Annotated in this window: 16 protein-coding genes; 3 read left to right on the top strand and 13 right to left on the bottom strand. The window is 67.5% G+C overall.

The window, feature by feature from the left end:
- The first annotated feature begins 58 nt into the window (after positions 1-58).
- A complete protein-coding gene (locus AC07OZ_RS28980; protein ID WP_377155933.1) occupies positions 59-532 on the top strand; it encodes an Lrp/AsnC family transcriptional regulator in 474 nt (157 codons plus the stop codon).
- Positions 533-584: 52 nt separating this feature from the next.
- Here AC07OZ_RS28980 and AC07OZ_RS28975 read toward each other — a convergent pair whose 3' ends face one another.
- Both AC07OZ_RS28975 and AC07OZ_RS28970 read right to left on the bottom strand, forming a co-directional pair.
- A complete protein-coding gene (locus tag AC07OZ_RS28975) occupies positions 585-1,478 on the bottom strand; it encodes a DMT family transporter (protein WP_495470481.1) in 894 nt (297 codons plus the stop codon).
- 118 nt (positions 1,479-1,596) lie between these two features.
- Complete coding sequence (locus tag AC07OZ_RS28970) at positions 1,597-2,436, bottom strand: ferritin-like domain-containing protein (protein ID WP_495470480.1); 840 nt, start codon at positions 2,434-2,436, stop codon at positions 1,597-1,599.
- A 29-nt stretch (positions 2,437-2,465) separates the two neighbouring features.
- Between AC07OZ_RS28970 and AC07OZ_RS28965 the strand changes: the two genes are divergently transcribed.
- Positions 2,466-3,011: a gamma carbonic anhydrase family protein gene (locus AC07OZ_RS28965; RefSeq protein ID WP_495470479.1), complete on the top strand. Its 546-nt coding sequence runs from the start codon at positions 2,466-2,468 to the stop codon at positions 3,009-3,011.
- A gap of 20 nt (positions 3,012-3,031) precedes the next feature.
- Entirely contained in the window at positions 3,032-4,012 is a 981-nt protein-coding gene (gene hslO / locus AC07OZ_RS28960; RefSeq protein ID WP_495470478.1) for an Hsp33 family molecular chaperone HslO, read from the top strand.
- Positions 4,013-4,200: 188 nt separating this feature from the next.
- On the opposite strand, the gene AC07OZ_RS28955 is transcribed toward hslO, so the two are convergent.
- From AC07OZ_RS28955 to AC07OZ_RS28905, 11 genes are all read right to left on the bottom strand, one after another.
- On the bottom strand, positions 4,201-5,973 hold the full coding sequence (locus AC07OZ_RS28955; protein WP_495470477.1) for a bifunctional metallophosphatase/5'-nucleotidase: 1,773 nt from the start codon (positions 5,971-5,973) through the stop codon (positions 4,201-4,203).
- Between the two features lie 124 nt (positions 5,974-6,097).
- Positions 6,098-6,778 (bottom strand): AAA family ATPase, encoded by a 681-nt coding sequence (locus AC07OZ_RS28950; protein WP_495470476.1) that lies wholly within the window; start codon positions 6,776-6,778, stop codon positions 6,098-6,100.
- A 77-nt stretch (positions 6,779-6,855) separates the two neighbouring features.
- Positions 6,856-7,500 carry a nicotinamide riboside transporter PnuC gene (gene pnuC / locus AC07OZ_RS28945; RefSeq protein WP_495470475.1) on the bottom strand — a complete coding sequence of 215 codons (645 nt, stop codon included), beginning with the start codon at positions 7,498-7,500 and terminating at the stop codon, positions 6,856-6,858.
- Positions 7,501-7,517: 17 nt separating this feature from the next.
- Positions 7,518-7,787 (bottom strand): cell division protein FtsB, encoded by a 270-nt coding sequence (gene ftsB, locus AC07OZ_RS28940; protein ID WP_495470474.1) that lies wholly within the window; start codon positions 7,785-7,787, stop codon positions 7,518-7,520.
- A gap of 124 nt (positions 7,788-7,911) precedes the next feature.
- The gene (gene eno / locus AC07OZ_RS28935) at positions 7,912-9,198 is read right to left on the bottom strand and encodes a phosphopyruvate hydratase (protein ID WP_088405489.1); all 1,287 of its coding nucleotides are present in this window, start codon (positions 9,196-9,198) and stop codon (positions 7,912-7,914) included.
- 200 nt (positions 9,199-9,398) lie between these two features.
- A complete protein-coding gene (locus AC07OZ_RS28930) occupies positions 9,399-9,686 on the bottom strand; it encodes a DUF1330 domain-containing protein (RefSeq protein WP_495470473.1) in 288 nt (95 codons plus the stop codon).
- Between the two features lie 67 nt (positions 9,687-9,753).
- Positions 9,754-11,430 (bottom strand): CTP synthase, encoded by a 1,677-nt coding sequence (gene pyrG / locus AC07OZ_RS28925; RefSeq protein WP_495470472.1) that lies wholly within the window; start codon positions 11,428-11,430, stop codon positions 9,754-9,756.
- 60 nt (positions 11,431-11,490) lie between these two features.
- Positions 11,491-12,318 (bottom strand): alpha/beta fold hydrolase, encoded by an 828-nt coding sequence (locus AC07OZ_RS28920; protein ID WP_495470471.1) that lies wholly within the window; start codon positions 12,316-12,318, stop codon positions 11,491-11,493.
- 32 nt (positions 12,319-12,350) lie between these two features.
- Positions 12,351-14,951, bottom strand: coding sequence for a DNA mismatch repair protein MutS (mutS, locus tag AC07OZ_RS28915; protein WP_495470470.1), 2,601 nt, complete (start codon positions 14,949-14,951; stop codon positions 12,351-12,353).
- A gap of 110 nt (positions 14,952-15,061) precedes the next feature.
- The gene (locus AC07OZ_RS28910; protein ID WP_495470469.1) at positions 15,062-15,478 is read right to left on the bottom strand and encodes a hypothetical protein; all 417 of its coding nucleotides are present in this window, start codon (positions 15,476-15,478) and stop codon (positions 15,062-15,064) included.
- Positions 15,475-15,945, bottom strand: coding sequence for a Panacea domain-containing protein (locus AC07OZ_RS28905; protein WP_495470468.1), 471 nt, complete (start codon positions 15,943-15,945; stop codon positions 15,475-15,477). The genes AC07OZ_RS28910 and AC07OZ_RS28905 overlap by 4 nt, the downstream gene beginning before the upstream one ends.
- Positions 15,946-16,087: the final 142 nt, after the last annotated feature.

Raw genomic sequence — 16,087 nt, 5'->3', positions numbered from 1 at the left:
CCGCAACGACGCAATCCGATGCGGCTTCGAGTTGGATTCTTCGAACAGAATGCCGCCCATGATCAAGGAAGTGCAACTGGATGCGATCGACCGCGCCATCCTCGCGGTCTTGCAGCGCGACGCGCGCATCTCGAACCAGGACCTCGCTCAGCAGGTCCATCTGTCACCGTCGGCATGCCTGCGGCGGGTCAAGCGGCTGGAGGATTCCGGCGTGATCGACCGTGTCGTCGCGCTGCTCAATCCGAAGGCGATCGGCAAGCCCGGCACCAGCTGGACCATCGTCAACGTCGAGCGCATGACGCCCGCCGCGCTGGCCGAGTTCGAGCAGGCGGTGAAGGACGCGCCGGACATCCTCGACTGCTTCTACGTCGCCGGCAGCAACGACTACCTGCTGCGCTTCGCCTACAAGGACGCCGAGGACCTCGAGCGCCTGCACACGCATGTGCTCATGCAGTTGCCGGGCGTGGCGAAGGCGAATTCGATGCTGGTGCTGCGCACGGTCAAGAAGACGAGCGCGTTCCCGTTGGACTGAGCGTCGGGTCCGGCATTGGATCCAACGCTGGATCGAGGCCCAGCGCGGAGGGTCAGGCCGTGCGCGGCCGCAGCACGCGCAGCATCGGCAGCAACTGGATCAGCAGCATCGCGCCGAGGATCAGCGCGCAGCCCAGCAACCCGGCGCCATTGAGGCGGTCACCCATCATCAGGTAGCCGAAGACGGCGGCGAACAGCGTCTCGGACGACAGGATGATCGCGGCGTCGGCCGCGTGCGCGTAACGTTGCGCGACGACCTGACCGGTGAAGGCGACGCCCACCGACAGCACGCCGGTGTAGAGGATCGGCCAGGCGGCGGCCTCGATGCCGGCCCAGCTCCAGGACTCGAAGCCCAGCGCCCAGGCCAGCGCGACGACGCCGCAGAACAGGAACTGTCCGCCGGCCACGGTGAACGGCGAGTTCATCCGGTCCGCGACCATGCCGACCAGCAGCACGTGCACGGCCCAGGGCAGCGAGGACGCGATGACCCAGGCGTCGCCCACGCCGATGTCCAGCTCATGCGCGCCCGACAGCAGGAAGGCGCCGACCAGGCAGGCCAGCGCGCCCGGCCATACCGACCAGTGCGGCAGATGGCGCAGCACCAGCCAGCCCAGCAGCGGCACCAGCGGCACGTACAGCGCGGTCAGGAAGCCGGCGTTGGTCACCGAGGTGTACTGGATGCCGATCTGCTGCAGCGCCGCGCCCGTGGTCAGCAGCGCGCCCAGGCCCATGATCTTCAACGCGTCGCTGCCGCGCAGCACGGTGGCGCCTCGCGCGCGCCGCTCGCGCACGATCAGCGGCAGCACGACCAGCGCGCCGATCAGGAAACGGATGCCGGTGAACATCATCGGGCCGAGGCTCTCCATCCCATGGGCCTGGGCGACGAAGGCCGAGCCCCAGATCATCGCGATGAGGGTCAGCAGCAGATTGGCTTGGATGCGGGTCATGGGCAGGGAGTGTCGGGGATCTCGGCGCCCGCGCCGGATGGCACGGGCGGGTCAGCCTTCTTCGGCTGGCAGGGCAGGGTTTCGGCAGAAGCCTGCGAGGAATCGAGCAGTGCGGCGATCAACTGCTCAGGTAGGCGATCTCTTCATCGCTGAAGCCGGCGGCGCTGCGCGCCTCGACGTTGAACGGCGGTCGCAGCCGCGGCGCCTCGTAGCGCTCGACGAGCTCGGGATAGAGCGTCAGTGGATCCAGCCCGCGCTCGCGGCACAGGTGGCGGTACCAGTGGTTGCCGATGCGGACATGGCCGACCTCGTCGCGCAGGATCACGTCGAGGATCTCCACCGCGCGCGCGTCGCCGGCCTTCGCGAACTTCGCCTGCAGCGGCGGCGTCGCGTCGAGGCCGCGCGCCTCCAGCGTGCGTGGCACCAGTGCCATGCGCGCGAGCACGTCGCCCGCCGTGCGCATCGCCATCGTCCACAGGCCGTCGTGCGCGTCGAAGTCGCCGTAGGCCTTCCCGAGGCCGCGCAGATGCTCGTCGAGCAGCGTGAAGTGCAGCGCCTCCTCGGACGCCACCTGCAGCCAGTCGAGGTAGAAGGCGCGTGGCATGCCGGGGAAGCGCCAGACCGCGTCCAGCGCCAGGTTGATCGCGTTGAACTCGATGTGCGCGATCGCGTGGATCAGCGCCGCGCGGCCTTCCGGCGTGAACGGCGAGCGCGATCCCACCTGCAGCGCGGCGAGCAGCCGTGGCCGCTCCGGGCGGCCAGGCGGCTCGGTGTCGGGCGTGAGGATGGCGGCGATGTCGAGCGAGGCCGTGTCCGCGGCGGCGTCGCCGGCCTCGGGCTGCGCGGTGTCGGCGGCATCGGCGGCGATGGCCGCGTCGTACAGCTCACGGGCCGCGAGCGCCTTGGCCTGGGGATCCGCGATCAGAAGTACCTGCAGCGCGCGGGTTCGAAGTTCCATTCGTAGAATTATCCCTTTTGGAGAACCGCATGGCCGTCTACCGCCTCGGCGAACACACGCCGGAACTCGGCACCGGCGTCTGGGTCGCCGAGAGCGCGCAGGTCGTCGGCCGCGTCACGCTCGAGGACGATGTCAGCGTCTGGTTCAACGCCGTCCTGCGCGGCGACAGCGAGCACCTCACCATCGGCGCCGGCAGCAACATCCAGGACGGCAGCGTGCTGCACGCCGACGCCGGCATGCCGCTCGTGCTCGGCCGCAACGTCACCGTCGGCCACCAGGTCATGCTGCACGGCTGCACCGTCGGCGACAACGCGCTGATCGGCATCGGCGCGGTCGTGCTCAACGGCGCGCGCATCGGCGCCAACTGCCTGGTCGGCGCCGGCGCGCTGATCACCGAGGGCAAGGAGTTCCCGGACGGCAGCCTCATCGTCGGTGCGCCCGCCCGTGTCGTGCGCCAGCTCACGCCGGAACAGATCCAGGGCCTGGCGATGAGCGCCGCCCATTACGTCCGCAACGGCCAACGGTATGCCGAGGAACTCGTCCGCATTGACGATCCGCAATCCGTCCCCAGATAACTCGAATTCAAAGGAACCCCATGGCTACGTCGATCAAGCCCGCTCCGAGCGAGCTCCACAAATTCCTCTTCGAAGGCCTGCCTGTGCGCGGCATGCTGGTCCGGCTCGACGACAGCTGGAAGGAACTCCTCGGCCGCCGCAAGGAGCCGCTGGCGCCGGCGGTGCGCGACCTGCTCGGCCAGATGACCGCGGCCGGCGTGCTGATGCAGGCCAACATCAAGTTCAACGGCGCGCTGATCTTCCAGGTGATGGGCGACGGGCCGCTGAAGCTGGCCGTCGTCGAAGTGCAGCCGGATGCGAGCTTCCGTTCCACCGCCAAGACGCGCGAAGTCGTGGCCGATGACGCGACCCTGCAGCAGATGCTCAACGCGCACGGCCAGGGCCGCGTCGCGATCACGCTCGATCCCAAGGACCGCCTGCCCGGCCAGCAGCCGTACCAGGGCGTCGTGCCGCTGAGCGGCCCGCAGGGCCAGCCGTTGGAGAAGCTCAGCGACGTGCTGCAGCACTACATGCGGCAGTCCGAGCAGCTCGAGACCACGCTGGTGCTGGCCGCCAACGACCAGCTCGCCGCCGGCCTGCTGATCCAGCGCCTGCCGATCGAAGGCGAAGGCAACCTCGAGGCGGGTGCCACGTCGGGCGTCGCGCGCGAGGAGATGGAGGACGCCTACAACCGCATCAGCATGCTGGCCGCGACCTTGACCGCGGAAGAGCTGCTGACGCTGGACAGCGACACGATCCTGCGCCGCCTGTTCTGGGAAGAGAACGTCCGCCGCTTCGACCCGCAGTACCCGCGCTTCGCCTGCACCTGCTCCCGTGAGCGCGTGGGCCGCATGCTGCTGGGCCTGGGCAGACAGGAAGTGGACGAGATCTTGGCGGAGCTCGGCGGCGTCGAGATCGGCTGCGAATTCTGCGGCAACCACTACGTCTTCGACCCGGTGGATGTCGGTGAACTCTTCACCGACCCGCAGTACCAGGCCCCCGGATCGAAGCAGGTCCAATAACGACGGCCAACAACGGCCAACAACGGCCAACGACGGACGCCCACGCAACGCTCCGCCAAGAACAGGGGTCAGCGAGCGCTTGTGGGGCCGGAGTGATGCTGGGGGTTCGCGGACGCGATGCCCCCTGCGTCGCGGAGAGCCCGCGCCTGGCCTCCCGACGTCGTCCTTCGACCGGGGTCAGGTCAGGTTCAGGGCGTATCCACGCGCACCACCCGATCCAGCGCCGTGGCTTTCACGCGCTGGGTCCCATGCGCCTTGAAGTAGGCTTCCAGCGCATCCACGTCCATGGGCCCGGTCTGCACCAGACGCGCGGTCGTGAAGGTCTTGAAGCTGTCCCCGCCGACCTGCAGGAAGTTGTTGATGGTGACGCGGATCTTCTGGTCCGGCGTGATCGCCCGGCCGTTCAGCGTCATGCTGCCGGGCACCACGTGCGAGCCGAACGGCCGGCGCTTGTCCCAGCGGTAGCTGAAGCCTTGCGAGGTCTGCAGCGCCAGGAATTTTTTCGGGTCGTTGGCCCACCATTGCTCTTCGAGCACGGCCTGCAGCTGCGTGCCGGTCATCTCGACCACCACCAGCGCGTTCGAGAACGGCAGCGCCGCGAAGAGGTCGCCGAAGGTGACCGTGTCGTCTGCGCGATGGATGAGCCCGGTGCGGACGCCGCCATTGTTCTGGAACGCGATCTGCGCCCCGCCGTTCTCCGGCGCGCGCGTCGCGGCCAGCATCGCGTCGGCCACGAGCTGGCCCATGGTCGAGCCGCCGCCTTCGTTCTTGTCGTCGCCTTCCTTGCTCAACGCCTGGGCGAGGAAGCCGACCTGGCGTTCGATCAAGGGCTGCGCGACGTGCTGGTAGCTGCTGATCAGCAGCGTCTGGCGCGGGTCCTTCGCCGTTTCCGGACGCACCACGACGTTGTTGGCACGGGCCTCGGTCATCGTGCCGGTGGCGCGGTCCAGGGTCAGGTCGATCTCGGTGACCAGGGTGCCGTACTTGTCGCCGCTGGTGACCAGGCGGCCGTCGATGCGGCAGTTGTACGCGCGGTGCGTGTGACCCGAGACGATCAGGCCGACCCGCTTGTCCAGCTGCTTGACGATGTCGACGATCGGACCGGAGATCTCCGGGCAGTCGTTGATGCCGCCGCTCGCGTAGCCGCCTTCATGGATCAGCACGACGAACGCATGCACGCCCTGGCGTTCGAGCTCGGGCACCAGGCGGTTGATCGTCTGCGCCTCGTCGTCGAAGCGCAGGCCGCGGATGCCGGTCGGGCTGACCAGCTCCGGCGTGCCCTTCAGCGACAGGCCGATGAAGCCCACCGGCACGCCGTCGAAACGCTTGATCGCGTAGGCCGGCAGCACGGACTGGCCGGTCTTCTCGTCGATCGTGCTGGCGGCGAGGTACTGGTACTTCGCGCCCTTGAACTCGGTCGGCCCCTTGCAGCCGTCCTTCGGATGGCAGCCGCCGCGCTGCTTGCGCAGCAGTTCATCGATGCCCTGGTCGAACTCGTGATTGCCCACCGAGGAGATGTCGAGCCCCATCATGCCCAGCGACTCGATCGTCGACTCGTCATGGAACAGCGCCGACAGCAGCGGGCTCGCGCCGACCAGGTCGCCGGCGGCCACGAACACGTGGTTGGGATTCTTGGCCTTGATCTGCGCGACCACCGTCGCCATCCGCTCGGCGCCGCCAGCCTCCAGCGTGATCGTCTGGTCGGGGTTCTGCGGATCGGGCAGCTTGATGCCGCCGGCCGGCGGCAGCAGGTTGCCGTGGAAGTCGTTGATCGCCAGCACCTTGACGGCGACCGAGCCGGTGGCAGGTCTTGCGGCCTTCGTGGACGCCGTCGCGATGTCCACGGAAGGCGGCAGCGGCGCCTGCGGTCCGGAGGAGGTCAGCGAGCCGCAGGCGGCGAGCAGCGCCGCGCTCAGCAGCATCGACAGAGCGCCCAGCGGGCGGACGGAAGAACGGTTCATCGGGGGAGGCTCCAGGAACGCCGTGAATCTCTGAGATCGCGAAACTCTCGACCTCCGCAAATGTTTGCGGCGGCGAAGCGGCGGATTGTGCCTCGCCTGTGTGGCGGGTCCGTGAGCGGCGCGTTCAGGTGCGCGGCAGGCGCTCGGCGGTGCGGCTGGCGTGCTCGCAGGCCGGGTCGTCGCAGAGTTCGCAGCCCTGCCAGCGGCCGTCGCCGCCCAGGCTCTCCTCGCGCTGGAGCAGGCGGCCGAACAATCCGTCCTCGCGACCGAGATGCGGCCTCAGCAGCGGACCGAGCGCATTGAGCGCCTGCTGCAAGCGCTCCGGGCCGGTGCCCGAGACCAGGCTGTAGCCAAGGCCTGCATCGCGCAGCGCGCGGCGCACGAGGCGGTCCGTCGGTTGCTGCGCGTGAGGGCCGTCCCGCATGTCGTCGGCGACCCAGGGCAGGTCCAGCGCCATCAGCAGCGTGGCGTCCATGCGGGCCTGGACCTGCAGCGCGAAGGGATAGAGGCTGGTGTCCTCGAAGAGCTGCTCGCTGTAGACGGCGGTCATCAGCGGCGTCGTGTCGTGCAGGACGAGGTCGTGATCCGCAGCGGCCGCTGCAGCGCGGCGCCATTGCTCCTCGGCGATCGCGCGCTGCTCGTCGGGACGCGGCGTGCGCTGCTCGCGCTCGCACCACTCGCGCAGGTACTCGCCCACGAGCGCGCAGCGCAGGCGCGTCTGGGCGCTCAGGTGCTCCAGCAGCGCCACGCCGAGGCGGCTCTTGCCGGTGCTCTCGGCGCCGACGAGGGCGATGTGCAGCGTCATGGCAGGTAGAGGGAGGGCGTGCGTGGGCGCAAGCGCATCTGGCAGCGAGGGCGGCGAAGGCGCTTGGCGGTGCGGGCTCAGGCGGCGATGGCCGCCGGCCGCAGCTGTCGCTGCCATGCGCGCCAGCCCGCCACCGACATCGGCACGAACACCGCGTACAGCACGACCGTCAACCAGTAGCCCTTGAGCGCGAACAGCCCGATGCTGACCAGGTTGACCATCACCCACACGGGCCAGTTCTCCTGGTACTTGCGGCCGAGCAGCCACTGGCCGGTAATGCTGGCCACCGTCGGGAGGGCATCCCAATAGGGGAGGGGGGAATCGGTGCGGTGCTGCAGGAACAGTCCCAGCAGCGGCCAGGCCGCCAGCGTGAACAGCACGGCGGCGAGACGGCCCTTCGGACCGAGCGTGCGCACGTGCAGCGTGTCGCCGTCGGCGGTGCGGCCGCGCATCCACTGCCACCAGCCCCACAGCGCGAGTGCCGCGAACAGCAGTTGCAGCGTGGCCTCGCCGTAGAGCCTGCCGCTCCAGAACAGCAGGAAGTAGAGCAGCGAACTGGTCAGCGCCAGCGGCCAGGCCATGACCTGCACGCGCATGTTGCACACGACCATCCAGATCGCGAGCGCGAACGCCACGAGCTCCAGCCAGCTGATCGGGCTGCCGAGGGCGTGGAAGGCGGGCGAGAGCGCCCAGGCGAGCAGAGCATCCATCTGCGTGAGCATGCGGGAATTGTGGAAGTTCAGCGGCGCAGCGGGACGAAGACCTCGTCCGGCTTGACCATGCCCAGTTCCATGCGGGCCTTTTCCTCGACCATCTCGAGGCCTTCGCGCAGGTCCAGCAGTTCGGCCTGCAGCTGCGTGTTGCGCGCGCGGGCCTTCTCGTTGGTCTCGACCTGCTCGCGCAGTTCGGCGCGCAGCTGGACCCCGCGGGCCAGGCCGCCCTTGCCGAACCAGAGCTGGGCCTGGATGGCGACAAGGAACGCGGTGAGGACGATGGCCAGGGCTTTCACAGGCCGCGAGTTTAGCTGCAACGAAAAAGGGCAGGCCCACGGGCCTGCCCTTCGAACGCGGGGAGCGCCCGCGCGGAACACGCTGCCGACGCCATCTGCCTGCGCAGATGAGCGATGTCGGCGATCAGCGCAGGTTGTAGAACGCCGCGCGGCCCGGGTACACCGCCACGTCGCCCAGGTCTTCCTCGATGCGCAGCAGCTGGTTGTACTTGGCCATGCGGTCCGAGCGCGACAGCGAACCCGTCTTGATCTGGCCGGCGTTCAGGCCGACGGCGATGTCGGAGATCGTCGAGTCCTCGGTCTCGCCCGAGCGGTGCGAGATCACGGCCGTGTAGCCGGCGCGCTTGGCCATCTCGATGGCGGCGAAGGTCTCGGTCAGCGTGCCGATCTGGTTGATCTTGATCAGGATCGAGTTGGCGATGCCCTTGTCGATGCCTTCCTTCAGGATCTTGGTGTTGGTGACGAACAGGTCGTCGCCCACCAGCTGCACCTTGTCGCCGAGCTTCTCGGTGATGTGCTTCCAGCCGTCCCAGTCGCCTTCGGCCATGCCGTCCTCGATCGAGATGATGGGGTACTTGTCGACCCAGGTGGCCAGCATGTCGGTCCACTGTTCAGCCGTCAGCTGGATGCCGCCTTCGCCTTCCAGCACGTACTTGCCGTCCTTGTAGAACTCGCTGGCGGCGCAGTCCAGGCCCAGCGCGATCTGCTCGCCGGCGGTGTAGCCGGCCTTGTCGATCGCTTCCAGGATCATCTGGATCGCGGCTTCATGGTTCTCGACGTTCGGGGCGAAGCCGCCTTCGTCGCCGACGGCGGTCGACATGCCCTTGGCGTCGATGATCTTCTTCAGCGCATGGAAGACTTCCGCGCCCCAGCGCAGCGCCTCGCGGAACGACGGCGCGCCCACGGGGATGATCATCAGCTCCTGCAGGTCGATGGAGTTGTTGGCGTGCGCGCCGCCGTTGATGACATTCATCATCGGCACCGGCAGCTGGTTGCCGCTCATGCCGCCGAAGTAGCGGTACAGCGGCAGGCCCGATTCTTCCGCGGCGGCGCGCGCCACGGCCATCGAGACGGCCAGCATGGCGTTCGCGCCCAGGCGGCTCTTGTTCTCGGTGCCGTCCAGGTCGATCAGGGTCTTGTCCAGGAAGGCCTGCTCGGAGGCGTCCAGGCCCAGCACGGCTTCCGAGATCTCGGTGTTGATGTGCTCGACGGCCTTCAGCACGCCCTTGCCCAGGTAGCGCGACTTGTCGCCGTCACGCAGTTCGATGGCTTCGCGCGAACCGGTGGACGCGCCCGACGGCACGGCGGCGCGGCCCATCACGCCGGACTCCAGCAGCACGTCGCATTCCACGGTGGGGTTGCCGCGGCTGTCGAGGATCTCTCGGCCGACGATGTCAACAATGGCGCTCATGGGAACAGTCTCCAGAAGTGAAAAAACTCGGTCGGCGCGCATGGTGCCAGCAACGGGTTACCTTGGCTGAACAACCTGCGTCCGGGGATTGGGGGACGAATGGGGCGACGAATGCGAAGCACGGAAAAAAGCCACCGGGCCGCTCGCCGTCCGTCTGGACAGGCTGGCGGCGCGATGGCTCGTGCGGGGCATGGTGGGGATCAGACGCCGTCGACGACGATCATGCGCATGACGCCGGCGTGCTCGCGTAGCGACTTCGCATGCTGGTAGGTCTCGCAGTCGTAGAAGGCCTTGGCCGCCGCGCGGTCCGGGAACTTCAGCACCACCAGGCGGCTCGGCGTCCAGGGGCCTTCCAGCACCTCGAACGCCCCGCCGCGGACCAGCACTTCCGCGCCATGCTCCTGCATCGCCTTCGTGCTCCATTCGCGGTACTTGGCCATCTGGTCGGCATCGGTCACGGTCACGTCGGCAATGATGAAGGCGGGCATGGGCGGAATCCCTGATCGTTGGCGCCTGGTAGGGCTGTGGGTCGTCTGAAATCCCGGGGCCCGAGGGTCAGGCCGCCGCGGGGGCGCTGACCTCGTGGCCGGCCTTGGCCTTGTGTTCCAGCGCGGCCTTGATGAACGCGATGAACAGCGGATGGCCGTCCCACGGGGTCGACTTGAACTCCGGGTGGAACTGCACGCCCATGTACCAGGGGTGCACGTTGCGCGGCAGCTCGACGATCTCGGTCAGCTTCTCGCGCTGCGTGATCGCCGAGATCACCAGGCCGGCATCCTGCAGCTGGTCCAGGTACTGCTCGTTGGCTTCGTAGCGGTGGCGGTGACGCTCGTTCACCACCGGACCGTAGATCTCGTAGGCCAGCGTGCCCGGCTTGACGTCGGAGCTCTGCGCGCCCAGGCGCATGGTGCCGCCGAGGTCGGACTGGGCGTTGCGCTTCTGGATGGAGCCGTCCGCGTCCTGCCACTCGTCGATCAGCGCGATCACCTTGTGCGGCGCGTCGGGTTCGAACTCGGTCGAGTTCGCGCCATCCAGGTGCGCCTTGTGGCGCGCGTACTCGATGGTCGCGACCTGCATGCCCAGGCAGATGCCCAGGTAGGGCGTCTTGTGCTCGCGGGCGTACTGGGCGGCGAGGATCTTGCCCTCGACGCCGCGCTTGCCGAAGCCGCCCGGCACCAGGATCGCGTCGTACTTGTCCAGCTGCTTCGAGTGTTCCGCGTCCAGCGTCTCCGAGTCCACATACTCGATGTTCACGCGGGCGTGGTTGTGGATGCCGGCGTGGCGCAGCGCCTCGTTCAGCGACTTGTAGCTGTCCGACAGGTCGGTGTACTTGCCGCACATGGCGATGGTGACTTCGGTCTTGGGGTTCTCGACCTCGTTGACCAGCGTGTCCCAGCGCTTCAGATCGGCGGACTTGGTGTTGAGCTGCAGCTTGGTGCAGATCATCTGGTCCAGGCCCTGCTCATGCAGCATGCGCGGGACTTTGTAGATCGTGTTGACGTCCCACATCGAGATCACGCCGTACTCGGGCACGTTCGTGAACAGCGAGATCTTCTCGCGCTCGTCGTCCGGGATGCGGCGGTCGGCGCGGCACAGCAGCGCGTCGGGCTGGATGCCGATCTCACGCAGCTTCTGCACGGTGTGCTGCGTGGGTTTGGTCTTGAGTTCGCCGGCCGCGGCGATCCACGGGACGTAGGTCAGGTGCACGAACGCGACGTTGTTCGCGCCGGCCTTCAGGCTCATCTGGCGCGCGGCTTCCAGGAAGGGCAGCGATTCGATGTCGCCGACCGTGCCGCCGATCTCGACGATCGCCACGTCCACCGCGTCCGCCGTGCCGTGACCGGCGCCGCGACGGATGAAGTCCTGCATCTCGTTGGTGATGTGCGGGATCACCTGGACGGTCTTGCCGAGGTAGTCGCCGCGGCGCTCCTTCTCCAGCACCGACATGTAGATCTGGCCGGTGGTGAAGTTGTTGCTCTTCTTCATCCGCGTGGTGATGAAGCGCTCGTAGTGACCCAGGTCCAGGTCGGTCTCCGCGCCGTCGTCCGTCACGAACACCTCACCGTGCTGGAACGGCGACATCGTGCCCGGATCCACGTTGATGTAGGGATCCAGCTTGATGAGGGTGACCTTGAGGCCGCGGGACTCGAGAAGGGCCGCGAGAGAGGCCGATGCAATGCCCTTGCCGAGAGAGGACACGACACCGCCGGTGACGAAGACGTACTTGGTCATTGTCTTGCAGCGCCGGTTTTCCGAGCAGGAAACCGAAAACGCCGTGGTGGTAAAAGGAGATTATAGCGATGCCGATTTGGCCTCGATCTCGCCCATCAATTCGAGGACGAGCGTCGCCGTGTCATCGGGTCTTTCGAAGGGGTAGAGGTGGGTGCCCTCGAACCAGCGGAACAGGTCCTTCGCGAGCGCCTTGGAACCGGCCGCATTGGCCTGGCGGAGTTCTTCGGACTGCGTGCCCGCGATGAAAGCCACCGGGCACTTCGGCGCGTGGCCGTGCAGGATGCGCGGCAGGTTGTGCGGCAGCGTGTTGTAGATGCGGGTCTCGATCTCACGCTTGAAACCCAGGCGCACCTGGCCGTCCTCGTGCGTGTCGAAGCCGCTGGCGATGTAGTCCTTCAGCACCCGGGGATCCCAGCGCGCGAACTTGTGCTTGGCGGCGAAATGCGCGTGCGCCTCATCGAGGCTGGGCCACTCGTAGCGCCGCTGGTGCGAGACCTTGCCTGGCGAGACGCGCTTGATGAAGCCGGCCGACTTCGCCACGCGCAGGCTGTGCGCGCGCCAGCCGTCGATGACCGGCGAGTCCAGCATCACCAGGCCCTGCGCCAGCGCCGGCTTGCGGCAGGCGACCAGCAGCGACAGCAACCCGCCGAGCGAATGTCCGACCAGCATCACGGGCGCTGTCGGCTTCACCTCGTCCTGGATGAAGTGCAGCAGTTCGTCGCGCAGATGCGGCCAGTTGCTGGTCACCGGATAACGCGGATCGTGGCCGATGCGCGGCAGCGCGTGCACGGTCCAGCCCGCGTCGCGCCAACGGTCGAACAGCACCCGGTAGCAGCCCGCCGGAAACCCGTTGGCATGCGAGAAGACGATGGTCTTGGCGGCGTCCATGGGGCAGGTGTGTCGTGGGCCCGGCGGAAGGCTCAGGGCCGGGTGGCGGCCAGCAGCTTGAGCTGGTACAGCGCCGCATGGGCTTCGCGTGGACTCAGCGCGTCGGGGTCGAGATCCCGCAACGCGTCGAGCAACTCGGAAGGCTCCTCGGATGCCGCGCCCGGCGCGGGCTCGGGCGGCGGCGCGAACAGGTCGATCTGCGTCTCGCCTTCGGTGGCGCGGGCTTCGAGTGCCTCCAGCGCCGCGCGGGCCTGCCGCACGACGGGACCCGGCATGCCGGCCAGCCGCGCGACCTGCACGCCGTAGCTGCGGCTCGCGGGGCCGGGCTGGATCTCGTGCAGGAAGACGATGTTCTCGCCGCTCTCGACCGCCGACACATGCATGTTGACCGCCTGCGGGTGCTTGGCCGGGAACTCGGTCAGCTCGAAGTAGTGTGTCGCGAACAGCGTGAACGCGCGGCACTTGTCGTGCAGGTGGGTGGCGATCGCGCCGGCCAGCGCCAGGCCGTCGAAGGTCGAGGTGCCGCGGCCGATCTCGTCCATCAGCACCAGCGACTGTTCGGTCGCGCTGTGCAGGATCGCGGCGCCTTCGGTCATCTCGAGCATGAAGGTGGACTGCGCGTTCGCGAGGTCGTCCGCCGCGCCAATCCGCGTGTGGATCGCGTCGATCGGGCCGAGCCGGCAGGCGGTCGCGGGCACGTAGGCGCCGATGGCCGCCAGCAGCGCGATCAGCGCGACCTGGCGCATGAAGGTGCTCTTGCCGCCCATGTTCGGGCCGGTGATCACCATCAGCTTGGTGCGGGCGTCGAGCCGGCAGTCGTTGGCCATGAACTCGCCGGCGCCGGTCTCGCGCAACCGCGCCTCCACCACCGGATGGCGGCCGCCCTGGATGTCGATGCAGGGATGCGGGACGAACTCGGGACGGCACCAGTTCAGCGTCGCCGCGCGTTCCGCGAGCGCGGCCAGCACATCCAGCGACGCCAGCGAGCGCGCCAACCGGCCCAGCGCCGGCATCTCCTCGGTGAGCTGGTCCAGCACCATCTCGTAGAGCATTTTCTCGCGGGCGAGCGCGCGTTCGTTCGCGGACAGCGACTTGTCCTCGAAGGCCTTGAGCTCGGGGGTGATGAAGCGCTCGGCGTTCGTCAGCGTCTGGCGGCGCGTGTAGTCGGCGGGGATCTTCTCGAGGCCGCTGTTCGTGACCTCGATGTAGAAGCCGTGCACCTTGTTGAATTTCACCCGCAGGTTGCCGATGCCGGTGCGCGCGCGTTCGCGGACCTCCATCGCGAGCAGGAACTGGTCGCAGTCGGTCTGCACGGCGCGCAGGTCGTCCAGTTCCTCGTCGAAGCCCTTGGCGATCACGCCGCCTTCGCGGATCAGCGCCTGCGGCTCTTCCGCGATTGCTCGGGTGAGCAGCTCGGCGATATGAGGCGAAGCGCGCAGACCTTCGGACAACTGGTCGAGCAACGCCGCACCGCCAGGGACCGTCTGAGCGAGTTCGGGCAGGATCAGCAAGGTCGCGCGCAGGCCGGCAAGCTCACGCGGACGCACCTGGCGCAACGCGATGCGCGCAGCGATGCGTTCGACGTCGGAGACCTGCCGGAAGGCTTCCCGCAGCGGCTCGAAGCCGGTGCTCATCAGTTCGGCGATCGCGTCCTGGCGTTCGCGGGCGACAGCGCGTTCGCGCTCCGGGTGCAGCAACCAGAAACGCAGCGCGCGGCTGCCCATGCCGGTGCGGCAAGTGTCCAGCAGCGACAGCAGCGTCGGCGAGGTTTCGCCGCGCAGCGTCTGTGTCAGTTCCAGGTTGCGTTGCGTGGCCGGCGGCAGGTCCAGCAGGTCCGATGCACGCAGCACGCGCAGGCTCTTCACGTGATTCAGTGCGCGAGTGCCTTGGGTGCTCTCGGCATAGGACAGCAGGCAGGACGCCGCCGCATGAGCGACGGGCAGGTCCTGCGCGTTGAGACCCTGCAGGTTGACGACCCCGAGCTGTTCGCAGAGTTTGCGGCTGCCTAGGTTCGAATCGAACTGCCAGCTCTGGCGGTTGGTGATCGGCAGCTTGGCGGCCAGCACGGCCTGCGGGTGCTTCTCCCGATCGATCAGGACCTCGGCCGGCGAGAGGCGCGCGAGCCACGATGGCAGGTCGCGCTCGCCGCATTGCGCCATCCCGATCTGGCCCTGCGTCATCGAGAGCCAGGCCAGGCCGAAGGTCTTGCCCTGCGTCGCGATGGACAACAGGATCGAGTCCTGCTTGTCGGCGAGCAGCTCGGATTCCGTGACCGTGCCGGGCGTGGCGACGCGCGTCACCTTGCGTTCGACGGGCCCCTTGGTGGCGCCGACTTCGCCGGTCTGTTCGGCGATCGCGACGGACTCGCCGAGCTTGAGCAGCTTGGCGAGGTAGGACTCCAGCGAGTGCACCGGCACGCCCGCCATGACGACCGGTTCGCCGCCGCTCTGGCCGCGGGTGGTCAGCGTGACGTCCAGCAGCGCGTTGGCCTTGCGCGCGTCGTCGAAGAAGACCTCGTAGAAGTCCCCCATCCGATAGAAGAGCAGCGTGTCCGGATGCTCGGCCTTGAGGCCGAAGTACTGCTGCATCATCGGCGTGTGGTGGCTGAAATCGGCGGAGACGGCGCTGGTCATCGGGAGCGGCGGGAGTGGGAAATGGACAACGCCCTCGGTCGGAGGGCGCTGTGGTGGCTGATTGGGGGACGAGTGTAGGGCATGGCCGGTCACGGTCTGGAGTTCCGGGTTCATTGGTAGAGGCGATGCTCGGGATCGAGCCAGACGATGTAGAAGACTTCGTCGACCAGGATGCCGTGAACTCGCCCGTGCTTGTTGGCGCTGAGTTGGAACTGCCAGGCTTCATGGCCGTCCCACTCGCCCGGCAGTGGTGGAAATCGGTGCGTCTCGCTGGTGTTCTCCCAGACATGTCGATGTGCGCGGAGCGCTTTGCCCTTGCTGCATCGGAATTCGTCCACCTGAAGCGAGGAGATCGCTTGCAGCCGCGAAAGCAGATGCAGCAGATAGCGCTTTGCATCGATGGACTGTTCAAGCCCGAACTTTCGGGTCGTCTGGAGCAGGCGGAACGAAAACTTCATCAGGTCTTCGGGTAAGCCGCGGCTGATATGTTCGCGGGTGGCGGGCCTGAGGGGTTGACGCTTCTTCATGCGGCCTCCTGGCGAGCGTCCTCTGCCTGGAAGAAGCGCTTCATCGACTCGTGGCTGACTTCCGTGCGACAGCCTTCGTGATGGTTGGACAGGCCGTTTCGAGCCTCCAGCCAGGGCGCCTCCATGCGCGTACGAATGTGCAATGAGTAGCCTGTGTCGATGCCGTAGAGATCGATGACCTCGTCGATCAGCTTGCGCAATCGGACGTCGAGGTCTTGTGGTTGCTCGATGGGTTCCATGATCGGACGGCCCCAATGCCCGTTGTACAGATCGTGGACCGCTGGGCAGGTCGGCCCGTGCATCCAAGCCTCCAGGCGTTCCGGAAATGCAGGTTCCTCGAAATGCGCGAGGTGCCACCCTTGCACGTAGTACAGCAACTTGTGCAGCTTCGCAGTCGTGATGGGGTCGCCGACTTCCTGAAACGCGGCAAGGATGTATTCAGAGATCTTCTTGGCAGTGGAGGGCATGGCGTTCACCTCTCGGGTCGTTGTGCGAAATGCTTGCAGCCATGCTAGGTCTGCGCCGACAGGTCGCGCTTCAACCGTTCGCGCCAAAAACGACAAAGCCCTCCAAGGGAGGGCTTCGTTGACCGGCGTCAAGGACGCCGCA

It is taken from the genome of Roseateles sp. GW821-FHT09G03 (genome assembly GCF_059416045.1).
Note: the sequence above shows the minus strand (reverse complement) of the source record. Positions and strands in the feature narration are given on the sequence as shown.